The organism is Qipengyuania sp. NPDC077563 (assembly GCF_044901345.1).
GTDB lineage: Bacteria > Pseudomonadota > Alphaproteobacteria > Sphingomonadales > Sphingomonadaceae > Qipengyuania > Qipengyuania aestuarii.
The window spans coordinates 117,718-132,686 of the sequence record NZ_JBJDPC010000001.1 but is presented as its reverse complement, the minus strand read 5'-3'; the positions used below and the strand labels follow the sequence as shown (position 1 = coordinate 132,686).

The 14,969-nt window shown below is 58.9% G+C and carries 14 protein-coding genes and 1 pseudogene; 11 read left to right on the top strand and 4 right to left on the bottom strand.

Annotated elements, in window-relative coordinates; translation table 11 throughout:
- The first annotated feature begins 34 nt into the window (after positions 1 to 34).
- From ACI2I1_RS00635 to ACI2I1_RS00610, 6 genes are all read left to right on the top strand, one after another.
- Positions 35 to 367 (top strand): hypothetical protein, encoded by a 333-nt coding sequence (locus ACI2I1_RS00635; RefSeq protein WP_404677497.1) that lies wholly within the window; start codon positions 35 to 37, stop codon positions 365 to 367.
- A complete protein-coding gene (trmD, locus tag ACI2I1_RS00630; RefSeq protein ID WP_404677496.1) occupies positions 364 to 1,089 on the top strand; it encodes a tRNA (guanosine(37)-N1)-methyltransferase TrmD in 726 nt (241 codons plus the stop codon). Before ACI2I1_RS00635 ends, trmD begins: the two co-directional genes overlap by 4 nt.
- 13 nt (positions 1,090 to 1,102) lie before the next feature.
- Positions 1,103 to 1,471, top strand: coding sequence for a 50S ribosomal protein L19 (gene rplS, locus ACI2I1_RS00625; protein ID WP_263621076.1), 369 nt, complete (start codon positions 1,103 to 1,105; stop codon positions 1,469 to 1,471).
- A 360-nt stretch (positions 1,472 to 1,831) separates the two neighbouring features.
- Positions 1,832 to 4,093 carry a DPP IV N-terminal domain-containing protein gene (locus tag ACI2I1_RS00620; RefSeq protein WP_404678305.1) on the top strand — a complete coding sequence of 754 codons (2,262 nt, stop codon included), beginning with the start codon at positions 1,832 to 1,834 and terminating at the stop codon, positions 4,091 to 4,093.
- An 83-nt stretch (positions 4,094 to 4,176) separates the two neighbouring features.
- Positions 4,177 to 5,202 carry an aspartate-semialdehyde dehydrogenase gene (locus ACI2I1_RS00615; protein WP_221541393.1) on the top strand — a complete coding sequence of 342 codons (1,026 nt, stop codon included), beginning with the start codon at positions 4,177 to 4,179 and terminating at the stop codon, positions 5,200 to 5,202.
- Positions 5,184 to 5,780, top strand: a complete 597-nt coding sequence (locus ACI2I1_RS00610) for a hypothetical protein (RefSeq protein WP_404677495.1) — start codon at positions 5,184 to 5,186, stop codon at positions 5,778 to 5,780. The genes ACI2I1_RS00615 and ACI2I1_RS00610 overlap by 19 nt, the downstream gene beginning before the upstream one ends.
- On the opposite strand, the gene ACI2I1_RS00605 is transcribed toward ACI2I1_RS00610, so the two are convergent.
- The 3 genes from ACI2I1_RS00605 to ACI2I1_RS00595 are packed head-to-tail and all read right to left on the bottom strand — an operon-like array spanning position 5,781 to position 8,863.
- Positions 5,781 to 7,352, bottom strand: coding sequence for a DHA2 family efflux MFS transporter permease subunit (locus ACI2I1_RS00605; RefSeq protein ID WP_404677494.1), 1,572 nt, complete (start codon positions 7,350 to 7,352; stop codon positions 5,781 to 5,783).
- A gap of 4 nt (positions 7,353 to 7,356) precedes the next feature.
- Positions 7,357 to 8,424, bottom strand: coding sequence for an HlyD family efflux transporter periplasmic adaptor subunit (locus tag ACI2I1_RS00600; RefSeq protein ID WP_404677493.1), 1,068 nt, complete (start codon positions 8,422 to 8,424; stop codon positions 7,357 to 7,359).
- Complete coding sequence (locus ACI2I1_RS00595) at positions 8,417 to 8,863, bottom strand: MarR family winged helix-turn-helix transcriptional regulator (protein WP_404678304.1); 447 nt, start codon at positions 8,861 to 8,863, stop codon at positions 8,417 to 8,419. The genes ACI2I1_RS00600 and ACI2I1_RS00595 overlap by 8 nt, the downstream gene beginning before the upstream one ends.
- A gap of 12 nt (positions 8,864 to 8,875) precedes the next feature.
- Between ACI2I1_RS00595 and ACI2I1_RS00590 the strand changes: the two genes are divergently transcribed.
- From ACI2I1_RS00590 to rimK, 5 genes are all read left to right on the top strand, one after another.
- Positions 8,876 to 9,109, top strand: a complete 234-nt coding sequence (locus ACI2I1_RS00590) for a hypothetical protein (protein WP_404677492.1) — start codon at positions 8,876 to 8,878, stop codon at positions 9,107 to 9,109.
- Positions 9,099 to 9,854, top strand: coding sequence for an alpha/beta fold hydrolase (locus ACI2I1_RS00585; protein ID WP_404677491.1), 756 nt, complete (start codon positions 9,099 to 9,101; stop codon positions 9,852 to 9,854). The genes ACI2I1_RS00590 and ACI2I1_RS00585 overlap by 11 nt, the downstream gene beginning before the upstream one ends.
- 70 nt (positions 9,855 to 9,924) lie before the next feature.
- A complete protein-coding gene (locus ACI2I1_RS00580; protein ID WP_404677490.1) occupies positions 9,925 to 11,778 on the top strand; it encodes a M2 family metallopeptidase in 1,854 nt (617 codons plus the stop codon).
- Positions 11,779 to 11,805: 27 nt separating this feature from the next.
- Positions 11,806 to 12,267 (top strand): RimK/LysX family protein, encoded by a 462-nt coding sequence (locus ACI2I1_RS00575; RefSeq protein ID WP_221541398.1) that lies wholly within the window; start codon positions 11,806 to 11,808, stop codon positions 12,265 to 12,267.
- On the top strand, positions 12,264 to 13,169 hold the full coding sequence (gene rimK / locus ACI2I1_RS00570) for a 30S ribosomal protein S6--L-glutamate ligase (RefSeq protein WP_404677489.1): 906 nt from the start codon (positions 12,264 to 12,266) through the stop codon (positions 13,167 to 13,169). Before ACI2I1_RS00575 ends, rimK begins: the two co-directional genes overlap by 4 nt.
- 266 nt (positions 13,170 to 13,435) lie before the next feature.
- Here rimK and ACI2I1_RS00565 read toward each other — a convergent pair.
- Positions 13,436 to 14,890: pseudogene (locus tag ACI2I1_RS00565) on the bottom strand (AMP nucleosidase); the annotation flags it as partial.
- Positions 14,891 to 14,969 lie beyond the last annotated feature (79 nt).

The window sequence follows — 14,969 nt, the reverse complement described above, 5'->3', positions numbered from 1 at the left end:
GCAATATGGTCCCTAGTTCGATAGCGCGAAACAAATGACCTATTTCGTTCTCCTCCTTGGCGCGGCGTTGCTGTTGTCCGGGCTATTGCTCAGTATCGCCCGCAGTCTAAGTCTACACCGTAAGCATACCTTCTTTCTGACTTGTGCGATGGTTCCTATCGTCTTTCTGGGAATCGGCTTGTGTTTTCTCTTGCCTGACGCCGCGCCGACGGCTGCCGAAGAGGTCGCAATTTCAGAGGGGATGATGGCTGATCCGGGTCCTGATAGTTTCCTGAGAAGTCTGGTATTTGGCATCGTCCCAGGCTTCATTTATTTCATCGTATCGACAATGATGTTTTTTGCTCTTCGGAGCTTGAAATCGAAATGACCTTCACCGCCACTATCCTGACCCTCTATCCCGAGATGTTCCCCGGACCTTTGGGCATATCCCTGGCGGGAAAGGCGCTGGAGCGGGGAGACTGGTCTTGCGAGACGGTCCAGATCCGCGATTTCGCGCATGACAAGCATCGCACGGTCGATGATACGCCTGCCGGGGGCGGGGCGGGGATGGTGCTCAAGGCGGACGTCCTTGACCCCGCGATTAAAAGCGTAGGTACCGGAAGACCAATTCTCGCAATGACGCCGCGCGGGAAACCCATCACGCAAGCGCGCATTCGCGAGATTGCGGCCGGCCCCGGGATCGCCTTCCTGTGCGGACGGTTCGAGGGCTTCGACGAGCGGATTTTCGACCATTACCCTAAGATCGAGCAGATCAGCCTTGCCGATATCGTCCTGTCGGGCGGCGAGACTGCGGCCCTCGCCATCCTCGACGCTTGCATTCGCCTGCTTCCCGGAGTAATGGGCGCGCCCGATAGCGGAGTCGAAGAGAGCTACGAAAACGGCCTCATCGAATATCCGCAATACACCCGACCTCAGGAATGGGAAGGGCGCACGATCCCTGAAGTGCTGCGATCGGGGGATCATGCGAAAATCGCTGCCTGGCGCAAGGCCAGGAGCGAGGAAGATACTCGGTTACGCAGGCCGGACCTTTGGGAACGCTATTGTGGTGTTCGGGACCAGTCTGCCTCTGGCGCGCGGCAAAAGAAGTAGGAAGACCAGGACAATGAACCTGATCCAGCAGCTCGAAGCCGAAGCAATCGAAAACCTCGGCAAGGACATTCCCGAATTCCGCGCAGGCGACACCGTCCGCGTTGGTGTGAAGGTTGTCGAAGGCACCCGCGAGCGTGTCCAGAATTTCGAAGGCGTTGTCATTGCCCGCTCGAACCGCGGCATGGGCAGCAACTTCACCGTTCGCAAGCTTTCGTTCGGTGAAGGCGTGGAACGTGTGTTCCCGCTGTATTCGCCGATCGTCGACAGCGTCACCGTGGTCCGCCGCGGTATCGTGCGTCGTGCTAAGCTGTACTATCTGCGCGGCCGCACCGGCAAGCGCGCGCGTATCGCGGAACGCCGCGAAAACGCGCCGAAGGCATAATGTATCGGGCGTAGAGCCCGCACACGAAAAATATGGGAGGGCGGTCCTGCGGGGCCGCCCTTTCTTTTTGAGAACCGGAAAAGCCCAAACGAGTGAGGGCGGCGCTCCAAGGAAGCGCCGCCCTCATGACGTGGGGATCATAGCGAGCCATCGCTGGCCCAAATAGATGTCACCGGGAAGCTTGTGAGCCGGGAAGCGCCGCCCGGTGACAAGACCAGCTTCTGGCACCTGTGCCTTAAGCAAGTTTAAGGAAGCGCGCTTAACTTCAAATTAGGCATGAAAAGACTGCCGACCTCCTGCGCGCTTGCTTTCGGCTTTCGTGCTTGCGAGGAGGGCCCGGAAGATATTCCGGGAGAAACCATGAAGTCGCTTCGCCTTGCCACAGCTCTCGCGCTGGGCACCTGTCTTGCCACCCCGGCACTGGCCGATCACCACACTACCTCGCAGGAGACTGCCGCAATGGACCTCACCTTCGAGCGTGTTTTCGCTTCCCCTTCGCTCGATGGTCCCGCACCGCGGCAGGCGAAGCTCTCTCCCGACGGGCGCTATCTCACCGTATTGCGTAACCGCTCCGACGATCTCTCCCGCTACGACCTGTGGGCGTTCGACCGGAAAGCGGGCGAATGGTCGATGCTGGTCGACAGCGAAAAGGTGGGGTCGGGCCGCGAACTGTCCGAGGATGAGAAGATGCAGCGCGAACGTGCGCGCGTCGGCAATCTCAGCGGCATCATCAGCTATGAGTGGACATCGAACGGCAAGGCGATCCTCGTCCCCCTCGATGGCGACCTTTACCTCGCCAACCTCGATGGCGAGGTGGCGCAAGTCACCGACACCGAAGAAAGCGAGCTCAACCCGGCGCTGAGCCCGCACGGGAATTACATCAGCTTCGTGCGCGATCGCCAGCTCTGGGTGGGCGAGGTCATGGGCGAAGCGGCGCCGATCACGCCGAAGGAAGGCGCCGACATTCGTTGGGGCGAAGCGGAATTCGTCGCGCAGGAAGAGATGGACCGGATCGAGGGGTACTGGTGGAGCCCGGACGAAAACCGCATCGCCGTCGAGCGTTTCGATGAAAGTGGGGTCGGTATCGTCACGCGTGCAGCCATCGGCGCGACGGGGACGAAAGTGTTCGACCAGCGCTATCCGGTTGCGGGCAGCGACAACGCCGTCGTCGAACTATACGTAATGGACCCGGACGGCCAGAACCGGGTGAAGGTCGATCTGGGGGATAATCAGGACATATATCTGGCCCGCGTCGATTGGGCGGGAAAAGATCTCTACGTCCAGCGTGAAAATCGCGAGCAGACGAAACTCGATATGCTGCGGGTCGACCCTGCGACTGGAAAGAGCACGGTTCTCTTTACCGAGAATTCGGCTGTGGATGAGTACTGGATCAACCTGTCGAACAATTACAAATGGCTGGATGACGGCAATCTGATCTGGTGGTCGGAGCGGGACGGCTTTGGCCATCTCTATCTGCTCGACACGTCCGGTTCGCCGGATTGGCAGCAGCTGACCAGCGGCGATTGGGTGGTGACCAAGCTCGTCGGTGTCGATCAGCAGGCCGGGCGGGTCTTTTTCCTCGGCACTAAGGATGATGTGCTGGAGCAGCATCTTTATGCGGTCGACCTCGCCAATCCGGGCAGGGTAACCCGCCTGACCGAGCGCGGGTTCACCCATTCCGCCAGCATGGACAGAAACGGTCAGACACTTCTCGTCACGCGCTCGAACGATGATACGCCGCCTCAAAGCTACATTGCCGATGCGACCGGCCAGCGTCTTGCCTGGATCGAGGAGAACAGGCTCAATGGCGACCACCCCTATGCGCCGTATCTGGCAAGCCATCGGCCCACGCAATACGGCACCATTCCGGCAGAAGACGGCACGCCTCTCTACTGGGAAATGGTGACTCCCGAGATGGAGGCGGGCAAGCGCTACCCGGTTTATTTCTATCATTATGGCGGGCCGGGGCCGCAGACGGTCAATCGTGGTTGGAATGGCGCCCTGCGTCAGGCGATCGTGGACAAGGGCTATATCTGGTTCGCGCTCGACAATCGCGGCAGTGCCAATCGCGGCGTTGCTTTCGAGCAGCCCATCTACCGGTCGATGGGTACGGTCGAAGTGCGCGACCAGAAGGCGGGGGCCGCCTATCTCAAGACGCTGGATTTCGTCGATCCCCACAAGATTGCCATCGATGGCTGGTCTTACGGCGGTTACATGACGCTGAAGCAGCTACAGGCCGATCCGGGCCTCTATGCAGCGGGTATTTCAGGCGCGCCCGTCACCCGCTGGGAGCTTTACGATACGCATTATACCGAGCGCTTCATGGGTACACCGCAGGCTGACGCCGCAGCTTACGAGGCGGCCTCCGCCATTCCGAATGCCACCAAGATCGTCGATCCGCTGCTGCTCATTCACGGTATGGCCGACGACAACGTGGTCTTCGAGAATGCTACCGAGATGATCTCGGCGATGCAGGAGGCCAACGTGCCGTTCGAAATGATGCTTTACCCAGGCTACACGCACCGCGTTTCGGGCGAGCAGATCTCGCCCCACCGTTACAACACCGTCTTCCGCTTTCTGGAACATTACGGCGTCACGCCACCGGAGGACGCTGGGGAGTAACGGTTTAGCGCCCGCAAACGAATGTGCGCTTGCGGGTGCATGGCTAATCGCTATCTCGGCTGCGAAAGAATTGGAGAAATACTTTGGGTTATCGTGTTGCCATAGTCGGCGCGACCGGAAACGTCGGTCGTGAAATGATGCAGGTTCTTGCCGAACGCGAGTTTCCCTGTGACGAGGTGGCCGCGGTGGCCAGCAGCCGTTCGCATGGCACCGAGGTCGAATTCGGTGACACCGGCAAGATGCTCAAGTGCAAGAACATCGAGCATTTCGACTGGTCCGGTTGGGACATAGCCTTGTTCGCTGCGGGTAGCGGCCCGGCCAAGGAATACGCGCCCAAGGCAGCGGCCGCGGGATGCGTGGTGATTGACAATTCCTCGCTCTACCGCATGGATCCCGACGTACCGTTGATCGTGCCTGAGGTGAATCCCGATGCGATCCACGAGTACAAGAAGCGCAACATCATCGCGAACCCCAACTGCTCGACCGCGCAGCTCGTGGTAGCTCTCAAGCCGCTTCACGATGCGGCTACGATCAAGCGCGTCGTGGTTTCCACCTATCAGTCGGTTTCCGGCGCTGGCAAGGCAGGCATGGACGAATTGTTCCAGCAGAGCCGCGCCATTTTCGTGGGCGATCCGGTCGAGCCGGTGAAATTCACCAAGCAGATCGCTTTCAACGTCATTCCGCACATCGACGTCTTCATGGATGATGGCTCGACCAAGGAAGAATGGAAGATGGTGGTCGAGACCAAGAAGATCCTCGACCCCAAGATCAAGCTGAATGCGACCTGCGTCCGGGTGCCGGTTTTTGTCGGCCATTCGGAAAGCGTGAACATCGAATTCGAGAATGAACTGTCGGCCGAGCAGGCGCAGGAAATCCTGCGCGAGGCGCCCGGCATCATGCTGATCGACAAGCGCGAAGACGAAGGATACATCACTCCGGTGGAAAGCGCCGGCGACAGTGCGACCTACATCAGCCGCGTGCGCGACGATCCGACGGTCGACAACGGCATTGCGCTGTGGTGCGTGTCGGACAACCTCAGGAAAGGCGCGGCTCTCAACGCAGTTCAGATCGCAGAATTGCTCGGCCGCGAGTGCCTGAAAAAGGGATGATCCGCGCCAGCCTCCCGTTCGCCCTGATGCTCGCTCTCGCAGCCTGCGGAAGCGGGACGGACGCGCCGTCTGACAAGAGAGAGCAGTCCGCGGCTCAAGTGCCGGAAAGCAGGCTGGCGGATGCAAAGGTCGTTGTGGATTCTAATGGTCTTGCCGTGCGGAAAGGCGGCGCACGAGAAGCTCCGCGTTTCGGCACCCCGCGGGGTGAGGTGGACGCTCTTCTGACCGTCGCGTTTGGAGACCAGCCGCAGAAATCCTCGAATGCGGAATGCGGTATCGGTCCGGCGGATTTTTCGCAGAGCGGACCGCTCCAGATCGCCTATCAGGACGGAAAGTTCGTCGGGTGGTTCCTGGGCGAGGGCGAAGGCGTGGTAACCGGAGACGGTATCCGTCCGGGGGCCCCAATGGCCGCCTTGCGCGATGAGCGACCGGTGCAAATTATCGCCGACAGTACGCTGGAAGGCGAATTCCAGTACGAAAGCGCCGATTACGGCATGATAACGGGCTTCTTCTCCGGCAGCCCGACCGAAGGCAAGATTACAGGACTGGCGTCAGGGATGACCTGTTTCTTCAGGTGATCATTCCCCCGGTGGTGGAAGGTTGGCTGTGGGGGCCGTGTTCTTCTTCATGAGAAATGCGAGCGGAACGGCTGCAAAGCTCATCCACATCATCAGGTAGTAATCGTCTATATAGGCAATCATTGCTGCCTGCCGGGTTACCTCCCCGTCCATCGCTCTCAGTACAGCGTCACCAAGACTCTGGAACCGGTCGACGGTCGACACATCCACGGAATTGACCACGCTGCTGGTGACATGTCCCGCCAGGTCGGAATGGCTGGTCTGCGTGTTACGGGCCAGCATGACCGTCATCAGCGAGATGCCGGCCGAGGCACCCAGCGACCGAAGCAGGTTGAGGAGGCTGGAGCCGTCAGTACGCAGGCGAGGCGCGAGGGTGGCGAAGGCGCTGACATTCAAGGGGATGAAGACGAGACCGATGCCGAGGCCCTGCACCAGTCCGGAAAAGACTATGTTGTAGCGGTCGACCGCCAAGGACCAGTGGCTCATTTCGAACAGTGAGACACCGCAAATGAGGAAACCAAGCGCAACGACGGGCCGCGCGTCGAAACCTTTGCGCATCAGGAAACCCGCCACCTGCATGGACAGGAGCACCCCGATGCCGCGCGGCATCAGGACAAGGCCGGTGTCGATCACGTCGTAGCCGAACAGGCCCTGCAACATCGGCGGCATGAGAGCCATGACCGAGAACAGGACAGCGCCGATTACCAGCATGAAGAACAGCGCGATGACGAAATTGCGATCGGCAAAAAGCAGGCGGTCGAACAGGCCGTTCTTCGCCGTGCCGAGGTGGATCACCGCCATCCAGGTGGCCGAGATACACAGGAACGCGTAGGCCCAGATTTCGTAGCTGTCGAACCAGTCCGCCTGCTGCCCCCGGTCGAGCAGGAGCTGGAAGGAGCCGAGAGCGATTGCCAAGAGGGCGAAACCGAAAATATCGAAGCGCCTGGTCAGCTGTTCGCGATGGGGAAGGTTCGCCATCAGAATCGCAAGACTGAGAATGCCGATGGGAAGGTTCACGTAGAATACCCACCGCCAATTCCAGTTCTCGGTCAGCCAACCGCCCAGTACCGGGCCGAGGATAGGACCGATCATGATCCCCATACCCCAGATCGCCATCATCTGCGGGTGGCGGCTGGGCTTGGTGGTGTCCAGCATGAAGCTCTGGCTCAGCGGAGCGATGAAGGCGCCTGCGATACCCTGAAGGGCCCGAAACAGAACCATCTCGCCCAGATTCTGCGCAATTCCGCAGAGCATCGAAGTGGCTACGAAGCCCGCCACCGAAAGAATGAACAGTCGCCGCGCTCCAATCCTGTCGGCCAGCCAGCCCGTGATCGGCAGAGCTACTGCCGAAGCGATGATGTAGCTGGTCAGCACCCAGGTGACGCTTTCCGCAGTCGCACCCAGCGCGCTTTGCATGTGCGGGATAGCGACATTGGCAATGGTCGTATCGAGGACCTGGAGTAATGAGGCACCCATGATGCCGACGATCAGCAGCATGTGATTGGCAACCGGGAGTTGGGCCTCGTCCAGTGCAGGTGAGGCCGACCCGGCGGGAAGGGCAGCGCTTGCCATGCGCTTACTTCGTGTCGTCGGTTGTGACGGTAACTTCGGCAGAAAGGCCGGCGATCAACTGGCGTTGGCTGTTTCCATCGATGGCAATGCGGACCGGCACGCGCTGCGTGACCTTGACCCAGTTACCGGTAGCGTTCTGCGCCGGAAGAACCGAAAACTCGCTGCCGGTACCTGCGCCGATGGATTCGACGTGGCCTTTGAGAACGAGGTCGGGATAGGCATCGAAGCGCACCTCTGCAGCTTGACCTACGCGCATATCGTCAAGGTCGGTTTCCTTGAAATTCGCTTCCACATAGGAGCTGCCTTCGGACACCAGTGTCACGGCTGGCAGGCCCTGAACCAATTGCTGGCCCACTTGCAGACGATCGGCTTGGGCGACGCGGCCCGCAGAAGGCGCGCGGACTTCGGTCCGGCTTAGGGCCAGCTGCGCCACTTCTTTCTGCGCTTTCGCGGCGGCTATCTGGGGATTCTCGCCCGGTACGGCAGACCCAATGGCCAGCTTCGCCTTTGCTGCCTGCGCCCGAGCCTGTGCTTGCCGCAATTGCTCCCGTGCCTGATTGACCGCGTGTTCGGCAGCATCATGTTCGGTCTTTGTCAGAAATCCGCGTTCGTAAAGGGCATCCTTGCGTGCAAAATTGGCTTGCGCGAAACTGATGTTTTCACGGGCGGCGGAGATGTCCGCGCCCGACAGGTCGGAAGAATTGGAAAGCGCAGTCACATTGGCCTGTGCCGAAGCGATGGCCGCGTTAGCCTGCGCAATCTGGAGCCTGTAGGGTTCAGGATCGATCCGGAAGAGGAGCTGGCCCTTTTCGACCTGCTCGCCGTCCTTGACGAACACTTCCACGATCTCACCGCCGACTTGTGCGCTGACAGCGACCTTATCCTGTTGCAGATAGGCATTGTCGGTCGAGATGGTCCCCTGAAGGGACAGCCAGTAAAAGAGACCCCCTGCCAACAGAGCCAGTGGCAGAGCGAGCATCAGGGCGAGCTTGCCCCAGCGACGTTTGGGCCGTTGGCCCGTCTTTTCATCTAGGGGGACGGAGCTTGTGATTGCGGGGGCGGCATCAGCCATGGGTGATCTCCGGCGTTTCGCGCTGAGCTGTCATATTGTTGCCGACAACTTCCAAAAGGCGGGCAAGCCGCTCACGCTCCTCGGCATCGATACCTTCCAAGATGTCTTCGACCAACTGGTCCACGATTGCACGCAGCGGCTTGACGATATCATGGGCCTTTTCCGTGATCGCAAGAATGCGAGCGCGACGATCCTGGGGGGCAGGGCGGCGTTCGATCCAGCCTGCTTCTTCCATCCGATCGGCTAGCCTGGTCAAGGTAATCGGTTCCACTTCAATCCGGTCTGCATAAAAGGCCTGATTCTGCTCTGGAAACTTTTCGAGTGCGAGAAGCAGTCGCGCCTGGACGGCAGTCAGCCCCAGATCGCTGACGCGCTGATCGAAGAGCCGCCTGAGCAGGCGAGAATTGTCCGAGAGAAGATAACCGATATTAGGAATCATGCCCACTACATAATGAGCATGCTTATTATATCAAATAGCAAAAATGCGTATGCGGCTGTTGGTTTTTGCAACTTTGGAATTGTCGGCACGGCCGATAAGGCCGGGACGGATGGGTGTGTTTCGCTGCGTTTCCGCATAAAAGTGGAAAGCCATCTGGTACTTCTCGACGTACTTGCCGCGCGCGAGCAGAGGCGTTCGAAGACGCAAGAAACGAGTCGAAGGGGCTATGCCTGCTATGAAACTTGAGATGTTCGACAGCTTCGATGGGACGCGATTGGCCTTGCACAGGACCGGTCAAGGCCAGCCCCTGGTGCTTTTGCACGGTCTGTTTTCCAGCGCGGAAATGAATTGGATAAAATGGGGGCATGCTCAACTGCTCGCCGATCACGGGTTCGAAGTGTTCATGCTCGATTTTCGCGTGCACGGCGAAAGCGAAGCACCCCAGGAGGCCGAGGCCTATCCCAGGAATGTTCTCGTCCGTGACGTCGCCGCGCTCATCGATCATCTCTCGCTCGACGACTATGATCTTGCCGGATTCTCGCTCGGTGCCCGCACCGCGCTTCACGCCGCGGCGCAAGGCGTTCTCCACCCAGCGAGGCTGATTGCAGGCGGAATGGGGACGGCAGGGCTCGGCGAATGGGCCAGACGAAGTGCGTTTTTCAAGCGCGTGATAGACGAATTCGAATTCATTCCGCGCGGCGATCCCGCTTATTTCTCGATGCAATTCCTCAAATCGCAGGGCGTGGACCGGGTTGCCGCACGCCACCTTCTCGATACGATGCCGGACCTCGATCTTGCCATGCTGTCGAATATCACCATGCCGACGCTGGTCGTGTGTGGGGATGAAGACCAGGACAATGGTTCGGCTGAAGACCTGGCCGCGCTTTTGCCAGATGCGACCTACAGGGAAATTCCCGGGACGCACATGGGTAGCGTTACCAAGCCGGAGTTGGGCCAGGCTATGGTGGAATGGCTCGGCGATCGCGCTTGATTAAGCAGGATCGGCGGTGCAATCCGGTCACCAAAGATATCAGATTCATTCCCCTTGGGAGAAAACCACAATGAAGTTCGCCCCCGTCGCCCTGTCAGCCCTAGCAATCTCGCTTGCTGCCTGCACGACCGCTAATGCGGAACCCATCGCCTCAAGCCCTGCAGCTGTTGCGGATGCATATCCGATGACCCCGGAAGGTGCGGCGAACTGGGTAGCGATGGTGGAGAAAGACCTGTTCGATTTCGGGGTGGAGTTCGCTCAGGTTTCGTGGGTCAATTCGACCTACATCACCCACGATACCGATGCGCTTGCGGCAAAATATGGTGCAGTATCGACGGAAAAGTCGGTCGCATATGCCGCAAAGGCAGCCGAATATGCCCGCGTTCCCGGTCTCGACCCTGAAGTGGCGCGCAAGCTCGATATGCTGCGCAACGGTATCGTCATGCCTGCGCCGGTGCGTGATGGTGCCGCGACCGAATTGAACGAGATCGCGACGAGCCTCAACAGCCAGTATGGCAAGGGCCGCGGTACGTTGAACGGCGAGGAGATCTCGGGCTCGGATATCGAGGCCGAGATGGGCAATCTGGAGCGTACCCCTGCAGAATATGCCGAGATGTGGGAGAGCTGGCACAATAACGTCGGCGCACCCATGCGCGGCGATTATCAGCGCATGATCTCTATCGCCAATGAAGGCTCCAAGGAACTCGGTTTCTCCGATTTGGGGGCCATGTGGCGCTCGAACTATGACATGGATCCGGACGCCTTCGCTGCCGATACAGAGCGCATGTGGCAAGAAGTGAAGCCGCTTTACATGGCACTCCACACATACGTTCGCACCAAGCTCAACGAGAAGTATGGCGATGCGATCCAGCCTGCCACCGGGCCGATCCGTGCAGATCTGCTCGGCAATATGTGGGCCCAGGAATGGGGCAATATCTATCCGCTCGTCGCGCCCGAAGGTGCAGGCGATCTGGGCTACGATCTGACCGATCTGATCGAGAAAAAGGGCTACACCGAGAAGGAGATGGTGAGCGTTGGTGAGGATTTCTTTTCGTCGCTCGGGTTTGCTCCACTACCCGAGACATTCTGGGAGCGTAGCCAATTCGTGAAACCGCAAGACCGCGAGGTCGTCTGCCATGCCAGCGCGTGGGATGTGGATAATGTCGATGATCTGCGCATCAAGATGTGCATCAAGCGCAATGCCGACGATTTCATCACGATCCACCACGAACTCGGCCACAATTATTACCAGCGTGCCTATAACCAGCAGGACTATTTGCACCTGAACGGCGCAAACGACGGTTTCCACGAAGCGATCGGCGATATGATCGCCCTCTCGATTACGCCAGAATATCTCGTCCAGATCGACATGCTGAACCCTTCGGAAGTGCCGAGTGCGGAGAAAGACATCGGGCTTCTTCTTCGTCAGGCCATGGACAAGATCGCGTTTCTTCCTTTCGGCCTGATGGTCGACCGCTATCGCTGGGGGCTCTTCAGTGGCGATATTCCTGCTGATCAGCTCAATGCAGGCTGGAACGACCTGCGTCTGGAGTATCAAGGCATTACGCCGCCGGTGGCACGTGATGAAAGCCAGTTCGATGCCGGGGCGAAGTATCACGTACCTGGCAACGTTCCCTACACGCGTTACTTCCTCGCACGCATACTTCAGTTCCAGTTCTACAAGGCTGCCTGCGATCAGGCTGGTTGGGAAGGGCCGCTTCATCGCTGTTCGTTCTACGGCAATAAGGAAGTCGGCAAGAATCTCGATGCGATGCTAGAAATGGGCGCCAGCAAACCTTGGCCCGATGCGCTCGAAGCGTTCACTGGCGAGCGCCAGATGAGCGGTAAGGCAATGGTGGAATACTTCGCTCCGCTAAAGGCATGGCTCGACGAGCAGAACGCCGGAAAGGAGCAGGGCTGGTAATCCATTCAAAAAAGGGGGACTGCAACGATGAGTGATCGTAAATTTCTGCCACCAGTAGGATGGCGAGAGCTCGTGCATTTGCCCGATCTGGGCCTCCACGCAGTCCCCGCGAAGATCGATACCGGCGCGCGCACCTCTTCGCTACACGGCGAGGTGCTGGAGGAGTTCGAGCGTGACGGGCAGAAGCTCGTCCGCTTTGCAGTCGATTTCAGCCAGCAGCATGTCCGACAGGTCTGCGAGGCAGTGCATGTGGACGTGCGCGGTATCACGAGTTCCAATGGCGAGACTCAGTATCGCTATGTCATCAAGACCCCGCTGAAGATCGGCGATGTCGAATTCCGCGCCGAAATCAGCCTCGCCAACCGTAGCGACATGAAATTTCCGATGCTTATTGGCCGGTCGTCGCTCCGCCGTCGATTTGTAGTAGACTCTGGGTATTCGTGGTTGCAGACGCCGGAAATGAAGGTCCAGAAAGGCCATAAGCCATGAAAATCGCGATGCTGGCACGCAATCCGAACCTCTATTCGCATAAGCGGTTGAAAGAGGCTGCGGAGGAGCGCGGGCACGAATTCGACATCCTCAATACCACGCGCTGCACTGTTCACATCGCGAGCCATCGGCCGGAAGTTTATTACGAAGGCAAACCGGCTAGCGGTTACGACGCGGTCATTCCCCGCATCGGCGCATCGATCACGCAATACGGGCTCTCAATCCTCCGCCAGTTCGAAATGCGTGGCTGCTGGCCGTTGAATGAAAGCGTCGCAATCGGGCGAAGCCGGGACAAGCTGCGAAGTATGCAGATCCTAGCCAAGCATGGGCTCGGCCTTCCTCTGACGGCTTATGCCAACGACCCCAAGCAGGCTGAGGAGATCATCAAAGCTGTAAACGGGCCTCCGGTTGTCATAAAACTGCTTGAGGGGACTCAGGGTATCGGCGTGGTGTTGGCCGAGACGATGAGCAGTGCCAAATCGGTAATCGAGGCATTCCGCGGCGCGAATGTAAACATTCTTGTCCAAGAGTTCATCAAGGAAGCCGGGGGGACCGATATCCGCGCGTTTGTTGTCGGCGGCAAGGTGGTCGCCACCATGAAGCGCACAGGTGCACCAGACGATTTCAGGAGCAATTTGCATCGCGGCGGAAGTGCCGAATTGATCAAGATTACCCCTGCCGAGAGGTCAACAGCAGTGGCGGCCGCAAAGCGCATGGGGCTGAATGTCTGCGGCGTCGATATGCTCCGCAGCAATCATGGGCCGGTGATCATGGAGGTCAACTCCTCGCCCGGCTTGGAAGGTATCGAACAAGCGACCGGAATGGATATCGCCGGTAAGATCATCGGCTTCATGGAAGCCAATGCGAAGGTAGGAAAGACCAAGACCAAGGGCCAGGGTTAAGAGACTCTCAGTCTACTCTGCAGCCATCCGGAGCAGTTCGATCTCTTCTCGCAAGCGGGCCAGTTCCATTTCGTAGAGGCGAGTGCAGTCAATCCGATCGGGCCGATCTCCGAGGGCGATTGTCACCCGTACATATACGATGTCACGTTGATCGCGCTCGGAATTATAGAACCGCAGGGTATCGGTTTCATCTGGTAAAGGGCTTGCTGCAGCGCCTGCCGCACCCGAGGGAAAAATGCAGGCGGGCAGGTTTTTAGCGAAACGGTCTATCTGAACGGCGGCTCGTTGAAAGCTCGCAGCTTGCGGCTGTGCAGCTTGGGGCCTTCCTGCCGCAACAAATCGCACGCGGTCACGCCTATCTGCAGATGCGCAGCAATCGCTTCTTCGTAGAACTTGTTTGCCTGTCCCGGCAGCTTGATTTCGCCGTGCAGGGGCTTGTCCGAGACACACAGAAGAGTGCCGTAAGGCACACGGAAGCGATATCCTTGGGCGGCGATTGTCGCACTTTCCATGTCGATGCCAACTGCCCTGCTGAGCGACAGGCGACGCGCCGATTGCGTATAACGTAGCTCCCAGTTGCGATCGTCGGTCGTAACCACGGTGCCAGTCCGCATGCGTTTTTTGAGGTCGCTGCCATGCTCGCCCGAAACGGCCTCGGCTGCGCCCGCAAGCGCTTGCTGCACCTCGGCAATGGCGGGCAACGGGATTTCCGGCGGAAGCACCGGATCGAGGACGTGGTCGTCGCGCAGATAGGCATGCGCGAGCACATAATCGCCGATCTTCTGACTTGGACGTAATCCACCACAGTGGCCGATCATAAGCCATGCCTCGGGGCGCAACACTGCCAAATGATCGCAGATCGTCTTGGCATTCGACGGACCGACTCCGATATTGACCAGCGTGATGCCGGTGCGACCTTCGCCCACCAGGTGATAGGCTGGCATTTGGTGGCGGCGCCATGCAGTGTCAGACAGCTGCGCGCGGGCATTTTCGGTCTTTTCGGTCAACAGGAGCCCGCCAGCGCCCGCCAGGGCGGTGTATCCATTCTCTCCTAGTTGCGCCCCCGCCCAATCAACGAACTCGTCGACGTAGCGGTGATAGTTCGTAAAAAGAATGAACCGCTGAAAGTGCTGGACGTCGGTTCCCGTATAATGGGCGAGACGTGCAAGGCTGAAATCGGTGCGAAGGCCGTCGAACAGCGAAAGGGGGATGGGGTCACCGGATGCGTCGAGTTCGATCCCGTCCGCAAGTTCGTCGCCGATGTCGGCAAGGTCGGTAGAGGGGAAATGGCGTGCAAGTTCGTTCGGATCGATGCCAGCGAGTTCTGCACCCGCCTGTCCGTCGAGAACGTATGGAAACGGTATTTCCTGCCGCGAGGAACCGACTTCGATCTCGACCTCATAATTGCTTTCGATCAGTTCGATCTGCTCTCGGAGATACTCCCGAAATAGGTGCGGCTTAGTAACGGTCGTGGCATAAAGACCCGGTGTGTTCAGCCGACCGAATGCGCGGCTCGCTCCTTCGGGTAGTTCTCCGCCGCGAAACAGCACGCGCAATTCGGGATAGGCATAGCTGCCATCCTTGCGACGTTCGGCAGGCGGTATCTCCCGCTCGCGCCCGAAGGCAATGACATCGTCACGCAAACGGGTGACTGCGGCGTCATACACACTCTGCAATTTGTCGAGGATCTGATCGATCGTATCCATGCGGGCCTTTTTCTCCTGGCTCTTTTCGTTTTCGTGACGCTCTGTGCCACAGGATCGCGTCTGTTACAAAAAGGGCGCAGAAGCCGAAGCTGCC

Coding starts and splice junctions, on each gene's coding strand:
- ACI2I1_RS00635 (WP_404677497.1), top strand. CDS start 35: ATGACCTATTTCGTTCTCCTCCTTGGCGCGGCGTTGCTGTTGTCCGGG.
- trmD (WP_404677496.1), top strand. CDS start 364: ATGACCTTCACCGCCACTATCCTGACCCTCTATCCCGAGATGTTCCCC.
- rplS (WP_263621076.1), top strand. CDS start 1,103: ATGAACCTGATCCAGCAGCTCGAAGCCGAAGCAATCGAAAACCTCGGC.
- ACI2I1_RS00620 (WP_404678305.1), top strand. CDS start 1,832: ATGAAGTCGCTTCGCCTTGCCACAGCTCTCGCGCTGGGCACCTGTCTT.
- ACI2I1_RS00605 (WP_404677494.1), bottom strand. CDS start 7,352: ATGGCAAGCGCTGCCCTTCCCGCCGGGTCGGCCTCACCTGCACTGGAC.
- ACI2I1_RS00600 (WP_404677493.1), bottom strand. CDS start 8,424: ATGGCTGATGCCGCCCCCGCAATCACAAGCTCCGTCCCCCTAGATGAA.
- ACI2I1_RS00595 (WP_404678304.1), bottom strand. CDS start 8,863: ATGATTCCTAATATCGGTTATCTTCTCTCGGACAATTCTCGCCTGCTC.
- ACI2I1_RS00590 (WP_404677492.1), top strand. CDS start 8,876: ATGAGCATGCTTATTATATCAAATAGCAAAAATGCGTATGCGGCTGTT.
- ACI2I1_RS00585 (WP_404677491.1), top strand. CDS start 9,099: ATGAAACTTGAGATGTTCGACAGCTTCGATGGGACGCGATTGGCCTTG.
- ACI2I1_RS00580 (WP_404677490.1), top strand. CDS start 9,925: ATGAAGTTCGCCCCCGTCGCCCTGTCAGCCCTAGCAATCTCGCTTGCT.
- ACI2I1_RS00575 (WP_221541398.1), top strand. CDS start 11,806: ATGAGTGATCGTAAATTTCTGCCACCAGTAGGATGGCGAGAGCTCGTG.
- rimK (WP_404677489.1), top strand. CDS start 12,264: ATGAAAATCGCGATGCTGGCACGCAATCCGAACCTCTATTCGCATAAG.